This is a genomic window from Micromonospora sp. BRA006-A (assembly GCF_033433935.1).
In the GTDB taxonomy this organism is placed as follows: domain Bacteria; phylum Actinomycetota; class Actinomycetes; order Mycobacteriales; family Micromonosporaceae; genus Micromonospora; species Micromonospora aurantiaca.
In genome coordinates this window covers 4410733-4428549 of the sequence record NZ_JANCLW010000001.1, presented here as the reverse complement: position 1 = coordinate 4428549, position 17817 = coordinate 4410733, and the positions used below count along the sequence as shown (strand labels likewise).

General features: G+C 73.5%; 16 protein-coding genes. 9 read left to right on the top strand and 7 right to left on the bottom strand.

Annotated features, from left to right (window positions below):
• Positions 1 to 184: 184 nt before the first annotated feature.
• Complete coding sequence (locus tag NMK34_RS19975) at positions 185 to 886, top strand: hypothetical protein (RefSeq protein WP_318334728.1); 702 nt, start codon at positions 185 to 187, stop codon at positions 884 to 886.
• A gap of 12 nt (positions 887 to 898) precedes the next feature.
• Here the strand turns inward: NMK34_RS19975 and NMK34_RS19970 are convergent, their stop codons facing one another.
• From NMK34_RS19970 to NMK34_RS19960, 3 genes are all read right to left on the bottom strand, one after another.
• Entirely contained in the window at positions 899 to 1180 is a 282-nt protein-coding gene (locus tag NMK34_RS19970) for an SCO0607 family lipoprotein (protein WP_318334727.1), read from the bottom strand.
• Positions 1181 to 1251: 71 nt separating this feature from the next.
• Positions 1252 to 1527: a hypothetical protein gene (locus NMK34_RS19965; protein WP_013287312.1), complete on the bottom strand. Its 276-nt coding sequence runs from the start codon at positions 1525 to 1527 to the stop codon at positions 1252 to 1254.
• Positions 1528 to 1574: 47 nt separating this feature from the next.
• Positions 1575 to 2006 carry a hypothetical protein gene (locus NMK34_RS19960; RefSeq protein ID WP_135241065.1) on the bottom strand — a complete coding sequence of 144 codons (432 nt, stop codon included), beginning with the start codon at positions 2004 to 2006 and terminating at the stop codon, positions 1575 to 1577.
• A 397-nt stretch (positions 2007 to 2403) separates the two neighbouring features.
• Here NMK34_RS19960 and NMK34_RS19955 point away from each other — a divergent pair, with 397 nt between their 5' ends.
• The 4 genes from NMK34_RS19955 to NMK34_RS19940 are packed head-to-tail and all read left to right on the top strand — an operon-like array spanning position 2404 to position 6741.
• Positions 2404 to 3687, top strand: a complete 1284-nt coding sequence (locus tag NMK34_RS19955) for an ABC transporter substrate-binding protein (protein WP_318334726.1) — start codon at positions 2404 to 2406, stop codon at positions 3685 to 3687.
• On the top strand, positions 3684 to 4685 hold the full coding sequence (locus tag NMK34_RS19950; protein WP_318334725.1) for a sugar ABC transporter permease: 1002 nt from the start codon (positions 3684 to 3686) through the stop codon (positions 4683 to 4685). Before NMK34_RS19955 ends, NMK34_RS19950 begins: the two co-directional genes overlap by 4 nt.
• 1 nt (position 4686) lies before the next feature.
• The gene (locus NMK34_RS19945) at positions 4687 to 5523 is read left to right on the top strand and encodes a carbohydrate ABC transporter permease (protein ID WP_318334724.1); all 837 of its coding nucleotides are present in this window, start codon (positions 4687 to 4689) and stop codon (positions 5521 to 5523) included.
• Between the two features lie 9 nt (positions 5524 to 5532).
• On the top strand, positions 5533 to 6741 hold the full coding sequence (locus tag NMK34_RS19940) for a sn-glycerol-3-phosphate ABC transporter ATP-binding protein UgpC (protein ID WP_318334723.1): 1209 nt from the start codon (positions 5533 to 5535) through the stop codon (positions 6739 to 6741).
• Positions 6742 to 6825: 84 nt separating this feature from the next.
• On the opposite strand, the gene NMK34_RS19935 is transcribed toward NMK34_RS19940, so the two are convergent.
• Positions 6826 to 7929: a winged helix DNA-binding domain-containing protein gene (locus NMK34_RS19935; RefSeq protein ID WP_318334722.1), complete on the bottom strand. Its 1104-nt coding sequence runs from the start codon at positions 7927 to 7929 to the stop codon at positions 6826 to 6828.
• Between the two features lie 203 nt (positions 7930 to 8132).
• Positions 8133 to 8624, bottom strand: coding sequence for a GNAT family N-acetyltransferase (locus NMK34_RS19930; RefSeq protein WP_318334721.1), 492 nt, complete (start codon positions 8622 to 8624; stop codon positions 8133 to 8135).
• Positions 8625 to 8709: 85 nt separating this feature from the next.
• On the opposite strand from NMK34_RS19930, the gene wrbA reads away from it, so the two are divergent.
• Positions 8710 to 9327 carry an NAD(P)H:quinone oxidoreductase gene (wrbA, locus tag NMK34_RS19925; protein ID WP_120569050.1) on the top strand — a complete coding sequence of 206 codons (618 nt, stop codon included), beginning with the start codon at positions 8710 to 8712 and terminating at the stop codon, positions 9325 to 9327.
• 66 nt (positions 9328 to 9393) lie between these two features.
• Here wrbA and NMK34_RS19920 read toward each other — a convergent pair whose 3' ends face one another.
• A complete protein-coding gene (locus NMK34_RS19920) occupies positions 9394 to 11313 on the bottom strand; it encodes a chorismate-binding protein (protein WP_318334720.1) in 1920 nt (639 codons plus the stop codon).
• Positions 11314 to 11572: 259 nt separating this feature from the next.
• On the opposite strand from NMK34_RS19920, the gene NMK34_RS19915 reads away from it, so the two are divergent.
• From NMK34_RS19915 to NMK34_RS19905, 3 genes are all read left to right on the top strand, one after another.
• Complete coding sequence (locus tag NMK34_RS19915) at positions 11573 to 12943, top strand: FGGY family carbohydrate kinase (protein ID WP_318334719.1); 1371 nt, start codon at positions 11573 to 11575, stop codon at positions 12941 to 12943.
• A 121-nt stretch (positions 12944 to 13064) separates the two neighbouring features.
• On the top strand, positions 13065 to 15635 hold the full coding sequence (locus tag NMK34_RS19910; protein WP_318334718.1) for a nitrate- and nitrite sensing domain-containing protein: 2571 nt from the start codon (positions 13065 to 13067) through the stop codon (positions 15633 to 15635).
• Positions 15636 to 15640: 5 nt separating this feature from the next.
• Positions 15641 to 16054 (top strand): roadblock/LC7 domain-containing protein, encoded by a 414-nt coding sequence (locus NMK34_RS19905; RefSeq protein WP_196806755.1) that lies wholly within the window; start codon positions 15641 to 15643, stop codon positions 16052 to 16054.
• Positions 16055 to 16131: 77 nt separating this feature from the next.
• Here NMK34_RS19905 and NMK34_RS19900 read toward each other — a convergent pair whose 3' ends face one another.
• Positions 16132 to 17625 (bottom strand): GH1 family beta-glucosidase, encoded by a 1494-nt coding sequence (locus NMK34_RS19900; RefSeq protein WP_318334717.1) that lies wholly within the window; start codon positions 17623 to 17625, stop codon positions 16132 to 16134.
• Between the last annotated feature and the right edge of the window lie 192 nt (positions 17626 to 17817).

The following is a 17817-nucleotide window of genomic DNA, read 5'->3' as shown; positions in this document are numbered from 1 at the left end:
GCGGAAGGCGTCGTGCCACGCCTGCCGGGTTCCCGTGGCGCAGACCGCTACCGAACCGGACGGCCGGGGTCAGGACCGGGGAGTTGCGGACCCGGTCCTGACCCGTCCGGCACCCTTCACCGCTTGGCGGATTCCGGGTGGGACGCCTCTGGTGCGTGAGCCGGTCACGGAGCGACACTGAGTCATGACTCCTCAGCGCGTACCGCTGCTCGCCGGCCTGGTCGTGCTGCTCGCGGCGGCCTGCACGGCGACCGGCCACGACGGCGCGTCCCCGGCGCCCACCCCGACGGTCGCGGCGGCGTCCGCTCCGGCCGCCACCGGGACGCCGGAGGCCACGCCCACCCCGCCGGTGCCTACCGCGGCCGAGCCGGCCGCCGGATCCTGGCACGCCACCTGGGGCTGGGCGGTGCCCGCCGGCCCGGTCCGGGTGGCCCATCGGGTACGGGTGCCGGTCGCCCCGCCGCCCGGGGAACCGCTACCCGTCCTGGTGGCGATCGGCGTCGGCGACCACCCGGTGGAGGGGTTCAGCCGGATCACGTTCGCCTTCCGCGGACCCACACCGTCCTACGAGGTCGCCTACGTGCCGCAGGTGGTGACCGAGGGGCGCGGGGCGCCGGTCACGCTGCCCGGTACCGCGTACCTGTCGGTGCGGTTCGACCCGGCCCAGGCGCACGACGCCCGCGGCGGCGGGACGGCGGACCTGCCACCGGCGGCGATCCGCTTCCCGACGCTGCGCGGATGGGCGGTGGCCGGTGACTACGAGGGACACCTCAGCTTCGGGCTCGGCCTGCGGCCGCCCGACGGCGGCCGGCTCCCGGTGCGGCTGGGGGAGGCCGACCGCCCGGACGGCACCCACGTCGTCTCGGTCGACGTCCGGCGGAGCTGACGCGGGACCGCGTCAGCGGTCGATGACCCTGTTGTTCTCGTCGATGCCGTGGGTGCGCCAGTAGACGTCCCACTCGTCGTCGACGTACTTCGGCACCTTGCCCTCCGGGTAGCGCACGTACGGCGGGGACGGCTCCTCGCCGTCCGGCACGCAGGAACTGCCGCCCTGCGGGCCGACCGCGATCACCGGGTACTCGTCGCTGCCGCAGATGCTCTGCCGCAGGGAACAACCGGTGGTCGCCATCAGCCCGGTCAGTCCGAGCACGGCAAGAACGATCATGATTCGGGTTCGCACGGGGAGTATTCTCGCCGCCCCGGGCGGACCCGCCATCGGTACGCGTACTCAATCTCCGTGCCGGCGCGGGCTCAGGTCAGCTCGCCCCGCACGATCGCCACCGCCACCCGGCAGAACTCGTCCATGTCCGGCTGGAAGCCGGCCGCGATGTCCGGGTGCAGGCCGGAGCGGGTCTCGTCGAGCAACCGACGGCAGACGTCCTCCACCGGCTCGCCGGCGTAGCCGGCGCGGACCCGGTCGGCGGCCGCCTGCAGGGCCGACGTCAGCTGATCCTCCAGCGGGCCGCGCAGCTTCTGCTGCACCGGATCGAGCCCGCTCGGGTCGAGCGTGACATGTGGCTCCGACATCGGCACTCCCTTCGTCGGCGTCCGCGGTACCCCACCGCGGACGTCGGTCAAACCATCGTCGGTACGGCCGACACCCGGACCAGATACGAGAACTCTTCCGCCGGCTCCTCGACGTACGACAGCCGGCGGATCTGCCGGTCGTCGGACCAGAGCGCGACGTCGACCAGCACCCCGAGGTGGGCGAGGCCGATGGAGGAGACCCTCTTCTTGTCCTGGAGCACCGCGCACACGCCGCCCAGCAGCGTGCTGGCGTCGGAGGTGCGGTGCCCGGGCGGACAGCGCAGGGTCAGGTCCACCTCGACCGGACCGGTCAGCGGGGTCCACCCGGTGCGCTGGGCCGCCGTGCAGGCGGCCTGGAGCAGGGTGCGGACCCTCGTCGCCTGCCGGTGCCCGGCGGCGAAGATGGACAGGGCCTCGGTCTTGACCGGGGGCAGGCCGCTCACCTCGAACGTCAGGGCGAGAGCGCGGGTGTCCTGCACGACGGCACCTCCTCGGGGGAATCCTGCCCAACCGGGGAACGCGCGCACGGCACTTCCCGTCAGAACCAACCGATCGGGCGGGCGATGGGGGACGGCCGGAGGCGCATCGGCGTCGACGGCGACGCGCCGGCTACGGAGCCAGCCCCACGCTAGTGCAGACCGCTGACGCTGGGTAGCCTCGCCGTTTCACTACGTGGGACGACGTGTCGATCTCCCCGGCCCGGTTCGTGCCGTCGCCGTCACATGTCCGTGATGTTTCGCTCCGTCGCAGGTCGGGCACGTTCAGCCGCACGACACGCCCGGGGCGTCGGGCGATCGGGCCGATGCCCCGGTCGTATTGCCGTGCACCGGGGCACGGGTCACCCCCCGGTTCTTCGCCGAAGAGAGGGGGAGGGTGATGACGACAGTCCCCGACACGGCCGCACGGCGGCCGGCCGGACGCGCGGCGGCGGCAGCCGCCGCGCTGGCGTTGGTGGCCCCGCTGGCCGCCTGCGGATCCGGCGGCGACGGCGGCGTCCCCACGATCAACCTGTACTACCCGCCGGAGCAGAACCTGCAGAAGGTCGTCGACACCTGCAACACGCAGGCACAGGGGCGGTACCGGATCGACTACCGGGTACTGCCGCGCGAGGCCGACGAGCAGCGGGTGCAGATGGTACGGCGGCTCGCCGCACAGGACACCGGGATGGACGTGCTCGGCCTGGACGTCACATGGACCCAGGAGTTCGCCAGCGCCAAGTGGATCCGGGAGTGGACCGGCCAGGACAAGGCCGAGGTCGAGCAGGGCACGCTGGCCGGCCCGCTGGACACCGCCCGGTACGAGGACAAGCTCTACGCCGCGCCCAAGAACACCAACGTGCAGCTGCTCTGGTACCGGTCCGACCTGGTGTCGCAGCCGCCGGAGACCTGGGACGAGATGATCTCGGCCGCCCAGCAGCTCAAGGAGCAGGGCAAGCCGTACCAGGTGCTCACCATGGGCGCCCAGTACGAGGGCCTGGTGGTGCTCTACAACACGCTCGCCGAGAGCGCCGGCGGCAAGATCCTCAGTGACGACGGCAAGAAGGCGGAGATGGACGCCGGCGCGGTCCGCGCGCTCGACCAGCTCCAGAGGTTCGCCACGTCGGGCGTGACCTCGCCGTCGTTCAGCAACGCGCTGGAGGATCCGGTGCGGCTGGAGTTCCAGTCCGGCAAGGGCGCGTTCCAGGTGAACTGGCCGTTCGTCTATCCGGCGCTCCAGGAGGCCAACCCCGACCTGGCGAAGAACGTGAAGTGGGCCCGGGTGCCGGGCATCGACCCGGGCACCCCCAGCAAGGTCACCATCGGCGGGGTCAACCTGGCGGTCAGCACCTACTCGAAGCACCCGGAGGAGTCGTTCGAGGCGGCCCGCTGCCTGCGTAACGCCGAGAACCAGAAGTTCTCCGCCGTCAACGACGGCGTGCCGCCCACCATCGAGGCCGTCTACGACGACCCGGAGATGACCGAGGCGTACCCGATGAAGGAGACCATCCTGGAGGAGCTGAAGGAGCCGGCGGTGCGGCCGCTGACCCCTGCCTACCAGAGCATCTCCACCGTCATGTCGGCGATCCTGTCGCCGCCGTCGGCGATCCGGCCCGAGCAGACCGCCGACGAGCTGCGCAAGGCGATCTCCGACGCGCTGGAGTCCAAGGGAGTTCTGCCATGAGCGTGAACGCCACCCCGGCCGGCGCGCAGGCCGCCGCCGAGGCCGAGGCCGAGCAGCCCGGCGGACGGCGCGCCGCCGTACCGGAGCAGCGGTCCCGGCGCGGCTCCCGCGCCCCGCTGAGTGACAACAAGCGTGCCGAGCGGCGCCTCGGCCTGCTGCTGTGCGCGCCCGCCGCGCTGGTCATGGTGCTGGTCACCGCGTACCCGATCCTGTACTCGGTCTGGCTGTCACTGCAGCGCTTCGACCTGCGCTTCCCCGACGAGCGGCAGTTCGTCGGGCTGGAGAACTACGTCACCGTGCTGACGAACGACTTCTGGTGGACCGCGTTCGGGGTGACCGCGCTGATCACCGTGGTCACCGTCGCGGTCGAGCTGGTGCTCGGCATGGGCCTGGCGCTGATCATGCACCGGACGCTCGTCGGCCGCGGCATCGTCCGCACCGCCGCGCTGATCCCGTACGGCATCGTCACGGTGGTCGCAGCGTTCTCCTGGCGGTACGCCTGGACGCCCGGCACCGGCTACCTGGCGAACCTGTTCGACGGCAGCGCCCCGCTGACCGAGCGGGCCAGCTCGCTGGCGATCATCATGCTGGCGGAGATCTGGAAGACCACCCCGTTCATGGCGCTGCTGCTCATGGCCGGGCTGGCGCTGGTGCCGGAGGACCTGCTCAAGGCGGCCTCCACCGACGGCGCGACGGCGTGGCAGCGGTTCACCAAGGTGATGCTGCCGGTGATGAAGCCGGCCATCCTGGTCGCGCTGCTGTTCCGCACGCTCGACGCGTTCCGGGTCTTCGACAACATCTTCGTGCTCACCAACGGCGGCAACGAGACGTCGTCGGTGTCGATGCTCGCCTACAACAACCTGATCCGGGGCCTGAACCTCGGCATCGGCTCCACGATGTCGGTGCTGATCTTCATCACCGTGGCGATCATCGCCTTCGTGTTCGTGAAGCTGTTCGGCACCGCTGCCCCGGGCAGCGACGATGGGGAGAGGCGCTGACATGGCAGTGGAAACCACCACGCGGGCGAAGGTGCGCTGGGGCCTGCTGGACGTCGTGGTCGTCATCTTCGCGCTGGTCCCCGTGCTCTGGATCGCCTCGCTGTCGTTCAAGACCCCGGCCACGCTCACCGACGGCAAGTTCTGGCCGCGCGAGTGGACGCTGGACAACTACCGGACCATCTTCGACACCGACCAGTTCGTCCGGGCCCTGGTCAACTCCATCGGCATCGCGCTGATCGCCACCGCGATCGCCGTGGTGCTCGGGACGATGGCCGCGTACGCGATCTCCCGGCTCGACTTCCCGGGCAAGAAGCTGCTGGTCGGCGTCTCGCTGCTGATCGCGATGTTCCCGCAGGTGTCGCTGGTGTCGCCGCTGTTCGAGATCGAGCGGCAGCTCGGGCTGTTCGACACCTGGCCCGGACTGATCCTGCCGTACATCACGTTCGCGTTGCCGCTGGCGATCTACACGCTGTCGGCGTTCTTCAAGCAGATCCCGTGGGACCTGGAGAAGGCGGCGAAGATGGACGGCGCCACCCAGGGACAGGCGTTCCGGCGGGTGATCGCGCCGCTGGCCGCGCCCGGCGTGTTCACCACGGCCATCCTGGTCTTCATCTTCTGCTGGAACGACTTCCTGTTCGCGATCACGCTCACCTCGACCGAGCGGTCCCGCACGGTCCCGGTGGCGCTGCAGTTCTTCACCGGCGAGTCGCAGTTCGAGGACCCCACCGGGGCGATCTGCGCCGCCGCCGTGGTGATCACCGTGCCGATCATCCTGTTCGTGCTCTTCTTCCAGCGCCGCATCGTCTCCGGTCTGACCTCCGGCGCAGTCAAGGGATAGGTGGTAGCAATGGCCGACATCGTGCTGGACAAGGTGAGCAAGCGGTTCCCGGACGGGACCACCGCCGTACAGGACGTCGACCTGGAGATCGCCGACGGCGAGTTCGTCATCCTGGTCGGCCCGTCCGGCTGCGGGAAGTCCACCACGCTCAACATGATCGCCGGGCTGGAGGACATCAGCTCCGGTGAGCTGCGCATCGGCGGCGAGCGGGTCAACGACAAGGCGCCCCGGGACCGCGACATCGCGATGGTCTTCCAGTCGTACGCGCTCTACCCGAACATGACGGTGCGGGAGAACATGGCGTTCCCGCTGCGGCTGGCGAAGGTGGACAAGGAGACCATCAACCAGAAGGTCGACGAGGCGGCGAAGGTGCTGGAGCTGACCGCGCTGCTGGACCGCAAGCCGGCCAACCTGTCCGGCGGCCAGCGGCAGCGGGTGGCGATGGGCCGGGCGATCGTCCGCCAGCCCAAGGCGTTCCTGATGGACGAGCCGCTGTCGAACCTGGACGCCAAGCTGCGGGTGCAGATGCGCACCGTGGTGTCGCGGCTGCAGAAGCAGCTCGGCACCACCACCGTCTACGTCACCCACGACCAGACCGAGGCGATGACGCTCGGCGACCGGGTGGTCATCATGCGGGGCGGGGCGGTGCAGCAGGTCGGGCCGCCGCAGGAGCTGTACGACCACCCGCGCAACCTGTTCGTCGCCGGGTTCATCGGCTCGCCCTCGATGAACTTCGTGCACGCCGTCGTGGAGGACGGCCGGCTGCGGACCGCGCTCGGTGACGTGCCGGTCGGCGACCGGATCCGCCGCGAGCTGGAGGCCGGTGACGCGCCCAAGGAGCTGATCCTCGGCATCCGCCCGGAGCACTTCGAGGACGCGGCTCTGATCGACGACGAGACCCGCCGCCGGGGCATGGAGTTCGAGGCGCCTGTCGACATCGTCGAGTCGATGGGCTCGGACAAGTACGTCTACTTCACCGTCGAGGGGGAGCGGGCCACCGCCGCCGAGCTGGAGGAGCTGGCCGCCGACACGGGTGCGGCGGACTTCGCCGGCGGCGGGTCGAACCTGGTCACCCGGCTGTCGGCGGAGTCGCCGGTACGCGAGGGCGAGTCCCGCCGGGTGTGGTTCAACCTGGAGAAGATCCACCTGTTCGACCCGGGCAGCGGACGCAACCTGACGCTGCACGAGGGCCGGTCGGCCGGGGCGCTCGCCGACTGATCCCGGACGCGCCCGAGGGCCGGTGGCATGTGCGCCGCCGGCCCTCGGCATGCCCGCCGGAGGGCAACGGCCGGACCCGCGCCGTCACCAGGAGTGGCGCAGCTCCAAGCCCAGGAAGCGGGCGTACGCGGTCACGGCGGCGTCGACCCGGGCGCGCAGCGTGGCGTCGAACGGCACGAGCTGCTGCACCGTCACCGTGACCGCCTTCGCGCCGATCGTCCGCGTCCAGGTGCCGGCCACGCGCCCGCCCCGCACCACAGTCGACCGGAACACCCCGTTGTTGCCGGGGACCACAGCGGCGGCGTGCGCCGGGTCCAGCATCAGCGAGCGGTCCTTGAAGCCGAGCAGGTATTCGTCGAAGCCGGGCAGCGTGTGCAGGTCGTCGACCGGCGCGCGGGGCGCGTCGAGCAGCGCGGCGTCGACCACCGCGGGCTCGCCGTCGACCTCGACCGGGGCGAGCAGGTCACCGGCCAGCGTGATCGCCCGGGTCGCGTCGGTGACGGTCAGGCCGGTCCACCGGGCCAGCTCGTGCCGGCTCACCGGGCCGTGGCCGCGCACGTAGCGGTGCGCCAGCATCGCCAGCGCCTCGTCGCGCTCCGGGCGGTGCGGGTCGGGCGCCCACTCGTCGAGCAGCGCGAACGTCTGCTCGGTGCCGACGTGCGGCGCGACGCAGGTGACGCCGCGCAGGCTGGTGAACAAGAGCAGGTGGTAGCCACGCTGACCGTCGGTGGCCAGCCCGGCGGCGCGCAGCGCCGCCACGCACTCGGCGCGGGAGAGCCGGCCACCCCCGGCCAGCGCCGCACCCAGCACCTCACCGGCCCGCTCGCCGTCGGCGACGGACAGCCCGAGCTGCCGCCACCGCCCGGCGATGCCGGCCAGCGTCCGCACCCCGGTCAGCTCCAGCATCCACCGCGCGTCGCGCGCCGGGACCAGGTGCACGGTGCCGCGCATCGGCCAGGTGCGCAGCGCCTCGCGCCGTTCCAGCGCCGCGCGGACGTCGTCCTGGGTGGCGCCGGGAAGGCGTACGCCGAGCGACCACAGCCCGCTCGCCGCGTCCTGCGCCTGCATGGCGCCGAACCACTCGACCACGTCGGCGACGCCCCGCGGGCGGGCGGCGGGGTGCGGGCGCAACAGCAGGCCGGTCATGCGCAGCGCGAGCGCCTCGGCGCGGTTGAGGCGTACGGTCACGGGCGTCAGCGTAGGCCCGGGGTACGACAGCGCGGCCCCTGATCGCGCTGCGCCGGCGGCGCTGCCGACATCAGCGCGATCCCCCGTTCAGGTTCCCGGCGCGGGGGCGGCCGCTGCGGCCGGCGCCGGTCCGATCAGCATCCCGTGTGAGCTGGACCGGGACAGCGATTGCCGGCGGAACTTGCGCAAATCTTGAGCCACGCTCAATCCAGGCGCCGGTGCATGACCAGCAGATCGACGTACCCCCGGGTGGGGTGCCGGAAGCCCTCCGGCACCCGGCCGATCACCTCGAAGCCCAGCGACCGCCACAGCTCGACGGCCCGGGTGTTCGTCGCCACCACGGCGTTGAACTGCATGGCCCGGTAGCCGTCGGCCCGGGCCGCGTCGAGCACGTACGCCGCCAGCGCCCGGCCGACGCCGCGCCCGGCGGCGGCCGGGGCCACCATGAACGAGGCGTTCGCCACGTGGTCGCCGGGACCGCCCTGGTTCGGCGCCAGCTTGGCCGAGCCGAGCACCGCGCCGTCCGGCGCCACCGCGACCACCGTCCGCGCCGGCGCCGGCGGCATCCAGAGCCGGCGGGCCTGCTCCTCCGTGACGTCGCGGGGCCAGGTGTACGTCTCGCCGGCCGCGACGATCTCGCGGAGGAACGGCCAGATGAGCGGCCAGTCGACGGGCGTGGCGGTGCGGATCTCCACCCGGAGAGCATGCCACGCCCGGAGTTTGACGGGACAAGTAACGGGTAGTCGCCGGAGCTGACCCGAAACGAGGAGGGAACGTCTGATGGATGGCCAGGTCAAGGTCGCGGTGATCTACTACAGCGCGACCGGCATCACCTACCAGATGGCGCAGGCGGCGGTCGAGGCGGCGGGGGAGGCCGGCGCCGAGGTGCGTCTGCGCAAGGTACGTGAGCTGGCGCCCGACGAGGCGATCCGCTCCAACTCCGGCTGGCAGGCGCACCGGCTGGAGACCCAGGACGTGATGGAGGCGCAGCCGGACGACCTGTCCTGGGCCGACGTGATCATCATGGGTTCACCGACCCGGTACGGCATGATCGCCGCCCAGCTCAAGCAGTTCATCGACACCACCGGTCCACTCTGGGCGGCCGGGGCGCTCGCCGACAAGGTCTACAGCGGGTTCACCTCGACCGCCACGTCGCACGGCGGCCAGGAGGCGACGCTGCTGTCGCTGTACACGGTCTTCTACCACTGGGGCGGCATCGTGGTGACCCCCGGCTACACCGACCCGAGCCAGTTCGTCGCCGGCAACCCGTACGGCGCCTCGCACACCAGCAACAACGGCGAGGTCGCCCCGGATCACGTGGCACTGGCCGCCACCGCGCTGACCGCCAAGCGGGCCGTGCTCATGGGCGCCGCGCTGAAGCGGGGCATGGCCGGCTGACCCGACTGGCGACCGGTGGCCGGACGGGGGCTCTCGAACCCGTCCGGACCACCGGTCGCCAGAGCCCTACCCGCGATCGGCCGCTCCATGCGCGCTCAGCGCCGGCCGGTCGAGCAGATGCCCGAGCAGGTCCGCCAGGACCCTCGTACCGTCCTGGCTCAGCACCGACTCCGGGTGGAACTGCACCCCGGCGAAGCCCGCGCCGCGCAGCGCGTGCACCGCGCCGTCGGCCGGATCCCGGGACACCTCCACCGGGCCGTACGGTCCGGCGATCCGGTCGGCGTCGGCGCGGGCGGTGAAGCTGGCGTAGAACCCGACCCGCCGCGTAATCCCGAACACCGGCACGTCCCGCGGCAACCCCTGGTACGGCGCGTCCCGGCGGTGCAGCGGCAGGCCCAGCAACCCGGCGAGCAGCTGGTGGCCCAGGCACACCGCGAGCGTCGGCCGGCCGGACGCGAGCAGCTCGGTCAGCAGCGCCCGCAGCGCCACCATCTTCGGCGCGGTCGCGTCCCGCGGGTCACCCGGGCCGGGGCCGACCACCACCAGGTCGTAGCCGTCCAGCGGCCCCGGGTCCGGCCAGTCCCGCCGGGTCACCGCCAGGCCCAGCGCGCCGAGCTGGTGGGCGAGCATGCCGGTGAACGTGTCCTCGCCGTCGACGATCAGCGCCCGGCGCCCGGCCAGCCCGCGCAGCGCGAGCGCCCCCGGTTCCCGCTGCTCCAGCCAGAACCGGGCCAGCGGGGCGTTGCGGGCGGCCAGCGCGGCGCGTACCTCGGGGTCGTCGGCGTACCGGACGGCCGGTTCGGTCGCCGAGCGCGGCGCGTCCGGGCCGAGGCCGAGCGCGGCCAGTACCCCGGCGGCCTTGGCGTGCGTCTCGGCCACCTCCCCGGCGGTGGTGGAGTGCCGGACCAGCGTGGCGCCGACCGGCACGCGCAGCGCGCCGGTGGGCGAGATCTCGGCGGTACGGATCAGGATCGGCGCGTCCAGCGTCTGCCGGCCCTGCTCGTCGCGGCCCAGCAGCGCGAGCACCCCGGCGTAGTAGCGCCGCCCGGCGCGCTCGTGCCGGGCGATGACCCGGCAGGCGTTCTCCATCGGGCTGCCGGTGACCGTCGGCGCGAACATGGTCTCCCGCAGCACGTCGCGCACGTCCCGGGAGCAGCGGCCGGCCAACAGGTACTCGGTGTGCGTCAGGTGCGCCATCTCCTTCAGGTACGGCCCGACCACCTGGCCGCCGCGCTCGGCGACCACCGCCATCATCTTCAGCTCCTCGTCGAGCACCATGTACAGCTCCTCCACCTCCTTCTCGTCGTGCAGGAAGCGCAGCAGCTCAGCCCGGTCGACGTTCCCGCCCCGGTGCCGGAACGTGCCGCTGATCGGGTTCATCTCGACCAGCCCGTCGGCGACGCTGACGTGCCGCTCGGGGCTGGCGCCGACCAGGATCCGGGTGCCGGTGTGCACCAGGAACGTCCAGTACGCGCCCCGCTCGCGCAGCAGCAGCCGGCGCAGCGCGGCCAGGGCCGCCGCCAGCGGGTCGCCCTGCACGGTGGCGCGCATGGTGCGGTGGATGACGAAGTTCGCGCCCTCGCCGCGGCCGATCTCGTCTGTCAGCACCCGTTCCACGATCGCCGCGTACTCGTCGTCGGCGATGTCGAAGCCGGCGTCGCGGGTGCGTACCTCGGCGTCGGGCAGGTCGTCGAGCAGGTCGGCCAGCGGTATCCGCCGGTGCTCCTCGACCGTGAGGAACTCCAGCGGCAGCCCGTCGTCGACGCACTCGAATCCGCGTTCGGTGACCTGCCGGTACGGCACCAGGGCCAGCGTGTGCGGACCCGCGCCGTGCTCGGGCAGCGGCAGGTCGGCGAGCAGGCCGGCGGTGCGTACCGGGCCGGTGAACAGGTCGACGTGGTCGGCGCCCTCGCGGCGGACGAGCGCGAACGGGCCGGGGTCGCGGCCGGCGGCGACGGCGGCGAGCGGGTCGGACGGGCGGGTCATCGGGTCTCCTCGGTGGGCCGGTGGCCGCCGGTGAAGGCGACCCGGGATGCCGGGAGAGACCGGCGGCCGCCTCGTCGGGCGGCCGCGTGGGAAAGCTACGCGCGGGGATGGGCCGCCGGGTCGGCGGGCCACCAGCAGGACAGGTGCGCGGGCATGACGGTCACTGTACGCGATCGGCGGGAGCCGTGGAACCCGATCGCGCGGCACCGGGTACGGATCTTGGCGTGGCCGCCGGTCACGGCGGGTAGGTTGACCGGCGATGGACATTCTCGCTCTGGATCTGGGCACCTCCTCGGTGCGCGCCCTGGTGCTCGACGCGGACGCCGCACCGCGCCCCGGCGCGCTGGCCCGGCGCCGGGTGCACCTGGTCACCGGGGACGACGGCAGCGGGACGCTCGACGGCCCGGCCTACCTGGCGTGCCTGGTGGAGTGCCTGGACGAGCTGGCCGCCGGCGGACATCTGTCCGACATCGGCCTGGTTGCCACCTCCGCGCAGTGGCACTCGGTGCTGCCGGTGGCGCCCGACGGCACACCGTCGGGGCCGGTGCTGACCTGGCTGGACACCCGGCCGGAGCCGCTCGCCGGGGTGGCCGGGCCGGCCGATCCGGCGGACTTCCACAGGCGTACCGGCACGTGGTGGCACCGCTGCTACTGGTCGGTGCGGCTGCCCTGGCTGCGCGAGCGCGCCGGCGGGGCCGCCCGCTTCACCGGGCTCGCCGAGTACGCGCTCGGCACGCTGCTCGACGAGGCGCCGATGTCCATCTCGCTGGCCTCCGGCACCGGGCTGCTCGACCTGCGGCGCCTGGACTGGGATCCGGAGGCGTGCGAGCTGGCCGGCGTCCGCCCGGACCGATTGCCGCCGCTGGCCCCGGACGGCTGGCACGGCCGGCTGAACGCGGCGTACGCGCGGCGCTGGCCGCAGCTGGCCGGCGCGCGGTGGGCGCCGCCGGTCGGCGACGGCGCGGCCGCGAACGTCGGCTCGGGCTGCGTCGACCCGACCCGCGCGGCGGTGACGGTCGGCACCTCGGCGGCGGTCCGCATGATCCAGGCGTTGCCCGCCGGCGCGGCGCCGCCGCCACTACCGGATCAGCTCTGGCGGTACCGGGTCGACCACGACCACGTGGTCACCGGCGCGGCGTACTCCAGTGGCGGCAACCTGTTCGCCTGGGCGGCGCGCGAGCTGCGGCTGCCGGAGGGCCGGGAGCTGGAGATGGCGCTCGACCGTTCCGCCGGCTCGGTGCGCGCCAATCCCCGCTTCGGCGGCGACCGGCCACCGGGCACCGCCCCGGCGGGCTCGGGGGAGCTGCACGGGCTGAGCTTCGGCACCACAGCGGTCGACATCCTCGCCGGGCTGATGAGCGGCCTGTGCCGGCTGGTCGCCGACGACCTGACGCTGCTGGAGGCCGGTATCGGCGAGCCGATGGAGGTGGTCCTCGGCGGTGGGGCGCTGACCGCCTCGCCGTGGTGGCGCGGGGCGTTCCTCGACGTGCTCGCGCCCCGCCGGGTCTGCTGGCAACGCAACCCGGAGATCGGCGCGACCGGCGCCGCGCTCATCGCGCTGGGCCGGGTCGCGGAGGCGGACGAGATCGCCGGGGTCGGCCGGACGGACGAGGCCGCCTCGCACGCGTGACCGTCCACCCGAGGCGCTGACCGTCCTGGTCACACCGTCCGGGCGGCCGTTGACACGGACCGACGGCCTGATTGGATGGACTCCGCTCCCCGACGTGGTGGGGCGGGACGAGGAGGCAACCGTGGGCGCAGGTCCCGACCCGGTTCGCGGCGCGGCCCCTCAGCCGCACCGGCGGCGCTCCGGGTTCCGGCTGCGGGACTGGCGGATGGGCACCAAGCTCGCCACGGTGCTGGTGATCCCCTCGCTGGCGTTCCTGGTCCTGGCCGGCATCCAGACCCGGGGCCTGGTCGGGCAGACCACCACGCTGAGCGCCTTCGCCGAGCAGGTCGGGATCGGCCGGCAGATCTCCACCGCGGTGGACCGGCTCCAGCACGAGCGGGACCGCACCGCCGGTGAACTGGCCGCGTTGCGCCGCGCCGGCACCGGCGCCGACCGGGACGCCGCCGTGGCCGCGCTCCGGCCCCTTCAGGAGGCCACCGACCGCGCGGTGGCCGAGCTGCGGGACGCGGCCGCGCCGCTGGCCGACGCCGACGCCGCCTGGCGGGTCTCCTACTCCGAGGCGCTGGAGGCGTACGACCAGGTGGTGAACATCCGGGCGGCGGTGGCGCCGGCCGTGCTGTCCAGCGACACCGTGCTGAGCAACTACCACAGGTCCGTCGCGGCGCTGCTGAACCTGCTGGCCGAGCCGACGCCCGGCGGCGGCCGGCAGGAGCTGACCGAGGCGGTGCTGCGGTACGTGCAGATCTCCCGGGTCAAGGAGCTGTCCTCACGCATCCGCGCGGAGCTCTACGCCGCCGCCCGGGCCGGCCGGTACGAGGCCGACGACCAGGTGACGCTCAGCGACCTGCGGGCCCAGCAGCTCACCGCGCTGGGCGCGTTCCGGGTCGCGGCGACCGCCGACCAGATCCGCCGCTACGACCGCACCTCGGTCGACCCGGCGTTCGTCGCGGCCATCCGGATGGAGGAGCGCACGCTGCCCGGCGGCGGCGACGCGAAGCCGGCCCTGCTCGACGCGACCCAGTGGTGGGCGGCCAGCGAGCAGCGGCAGGAGCTGTTCCGCCAGTTGGAGAGCGACATCGTCGCCGACGCGGTACGCCAGGCCGACGACGCCAGCGCCCGCCAGCTGCGCGACACGCTGCTGGTGGCCGGCGCGATCGCCACGGTGCTCCTGTCCGCGGTGCTGATCTCGCTGCTGGTCGGCCGGTCGGTGGCCCGCGGCATGCGGCAGCTGCGCGGCCAGGCGCTGCGGATCGCGCAGGTGGACCTGCCGCTGACACTGCAACGGCTGCGCACCGTGGACCGGCCGATCGGCACGATCGACGTACCGCCCGCGGTGGTCGACTCGCAGGACGAGATCGGCGAGCTGGCGGAGGCGTTCGTGGCGGTGCACCGCAGCGCCGTCGACGTCGCCGTCGAGCAGGCGATGATGCGGCGCAACGTCAACGCCATGTTCGTCAACCTGGCCCGGCGCAGCCAGGTCCTCGTCGAGCGGCAGCTGGAGCTGCTCGACGACCTCGAACGCGAGGAGAGCGACCCGGACCAGCTGGAGAACCTGTTCAAGCTCGACCACCTCGCCGCCCGTATGCGCCGTAACGACGAGAGCCTGCTGGTGCTCGCCGGCACCGAGTCGACCCGGCGGTGGAACCGTCCGGTGGGCCTGGGCGCGGTGCTGCTGGCCGCCAGCGCGGAGATCGAGCAGTACCAGCGGGTACGCCACGAGAACCGGACCGATCTGCACGTCGTCGGGCACGCGGTCGGCGACCTGGTGCACCTGTTCGCGGAGCTGCTCGAGAACGCCACCGCCTTCTCCCGCCCGGACACCGCGGTGCGGGTGGTGGTCGAGCCGGACGGCCGGGGCGCGCTCGTGCAGATCGTCGACGAAGGGCTGGGCATGAGCCCGTCGGCGCTGGCCGAGGCGAACGCGGTGCTCGCCGAGCCACCGGCCGCCGACGTGTCGGCCTCGGAACGGATGGGCCTGTTCGTGGTGAGCCACCTCAGCGCCCGGCACGGCGTCCGGGTGCGGTTGAGCGCCGGCCGGGAGGGCCTGGTGGCGCGGGTGCGGATTCCGGTCGAGCTGCTGGCCGAGGCGCCCGCGCCGGAGGCGGACCGGCCGGCGCCGGGCCGGCTCGTGCGCGGGCCGGAGCCGCAGATGCTCACCGGCCCGGTCGCCGCGTCCGGCGCGCTCGCCGCGGCCACCGCCGAACTGCCGGTGGCCGGCTGGCGTCCGGCGCCGGGCCGGCCCGCCGCGCTGCCGGTGTCCCCGCTGACCGGCCGGCCGCTGGGCGACGGCCCGGACGCCGGGGCCGCCACCCCGCCGCCGGCCGCCGCGCCGGTGCCCGGGCCGCGTCCCCGCCCGGGACGGGCCGAGGACGTGCTGACCCCGGACGCCGGCGCGGCGGGCGGCGGGTGGTTCAGCCGGCAGGGCCCGGCCTCGTCCACGCTGGGTGTGACACCGGCGCCGGCGGCGACGCCGGTGACCGGAGGGACGAACGAGCGGGGCCTGCCGGTACGCGTGCCGATGGCCCAGCTCACCTCGGCCGCCCCGGCCGACCGTCAGGTGGTGCGGCACGAGCCGGACCCGGAGGCGGTCGGCGGCATGCTGTCGCGCCTCTACAGCGGGGTACGGCGGGCCGAGGCCGAGGAGACCACCGAGATGTACCTGCCGCGCGATGAAGGAGGACGACGACAGTGACGACGTTGAGCCAGGAGGCACGCGACCTGAGCTGGCTGGTGAACGCGTTCGCGGAGCGCGTTCCCGGGGTGGCGCACGCGGTGGTGGTGTCCTCCGACGGGCTCCTGGTGGCGATCTCGGCGCACCTGCCGCGCGACCACGCGGACAAGCTCGCCGCGGTGACCTCCGGCCTGATGAGCATCACCGCCGGTGCGGCCCAGATGTTCGACGGTGACGTCGTCAAGCAGACGGTGGTCGAGATGGGGCGCGGCTACTTCCTGGTGATGCAGATCCGGGACGGCTCGATCCTGGCCACGCTGGCCGGGGCGGACGCGGACATCGGCGTGGTCGGCTACGAGATGGCGCGGCTGGCCAAGCAGGCGGGCGAGATGCTCACCCCGGCGCTGCGCGCCGAACTCCAGCAGGCGCTGCCGCGCTGATCCGCAGCCGGCGCTACCGGGCTGATCGAGCCGGCGCGTGCGTCCGGCCGGCACACCGCCGGCCGGACGCGCGCCGGTCACAGGCCGTTGCGGCGGATCACGTCGCGGTACCAGTGGGCGCTGCGCTTGAGCACCCGCCGCTGGCTCGCGTAGTCCACGTAGACCAGGCCCCAGCGCTGCTCGTACCCCTCGGCCCACTCGAAGTTGTCCAGCAGCGACCAGACGTGGTAGCTCTCCAGCGGCACCCCGTCGCCGACGGCCCGGTGGGCGGCGGCGAAGTGGTCGCGCAGGAAGGCGACCCGCCCGGCGTCGTCGACGGTGCCGTCCGGGCCGGGCACGTCGGGGCAGGGCAGGCCGTTCTCGGTGATGGTGATCGGCACCCGGCCGTAGTCGCGGGTGACCCGGGTCAGGATGTCGTACATGCCCTCCGGGTAGATCTGCTGCCACTCCGCCTCGGAGGTGGGCCACTTGCGGACCGTGTCGCGGGCGCCGGTGACGTAGAGCGGCGTGTAGTACTGCACGGCGAGCAGGTCGACCGGGCTGGAGATGATCTTCAGGTCGCCGTCGCGGACGCCGCGGACCATCCGGCTGTCCGGGCCGAGGTCGTCCAGGACGTCCTGCGGGTACGCCCCCTTGAAGATCGAGTCGAGGTAGAGGCGGTTCTCGTAGCCGTCGTGGAGCCGGGTCGCGGCGGCCGACTCGGCGGAGTCGTCGGCCGGGTAGCAGGGGTGCAGGTTGAGCGCCGGGCCGATCCGGCCGGTGAGACCGGAGGCGCGCAGCGCCTGCACGGCGAGGCCGTGGGCGAGCTGGAGGTGGTGGGCGACCAGGTACGCCGCGTCCTCGTCGCGGATGCCCGGCGCGTGGTGGCCCCAGATGTAGCCGTTCTGCACCACCGTCTTCGGCTCGTTGACGGTCAGCCAGACCGGCACCCGGTCGCCGAGGGCGCGGAACACCACGTCGGCGTACTCGGCGAAGCGCTCGGCGGTGTCCCGGTTCTCCCAGCCGCCGGCGTCCTGCAGCGCCTGGGGGAGGTCCCAGTGGAACAGTGTGGCCATCGGCGCGATGTCGCGCTCGTGCAGCCCGTCCACCAGCCGGCGGTAGAAGTCGAGGCCGCGCTGGTTGGGACGGCCGGAACCGTCGGCCTGGATGCGCGGCCAGGAGATGGAGAACCGGTAGCTGCGCAGTCCCAGGTCGCGCATCAGGTCCAGATCCTGCGCGTACCGGTGGTAGTGGTCGGCCGCGACGTCGCCGGTGTCGCCGTTGCGGATCCGGCCCGGCGTGTGGCTGAAGGTGTCCCAGACGGACTCACCCCGCCCGTCCTCCTTGGTGGCCCCCTCGATCTGGTACGCCGAGGTCGCCGCACCCCAGGCGAAGCCGTCGGGGAAGCGCAGCCCGCGGTCCGGCTCCGGGTCGGTGGTGCGCTCGGGCGGGCTGTCGCAGCCGCCGAGCGCGACTGTCGACGCGGCGATGCCCGCCGCGGTGGCGCCGGCGAGCCCGGTCCGGGCCGCGCCGGCCGCGGTCGCGGACAGGGCGGCGCGGCGGAGCAGGCGCCGTCGGGTGAGTAACGACATGAGGTTTCTCCTCGGAGTGACGGGCCGCCCTGGGCCGGGAGCGCTCCCGTCATAGCCGGGGAGCGGCCGGCCCCGATCCGGCGGACGCGGCGAGGTGCGGCGCGGCCGGCGGGCGGCCGGAAAGTGGGTGGGCGGGGGCGTCGCTCGGGAACGTCGCTCGCGGCGGCGTGAGCGGCGAGGGGTGGGGTGGAT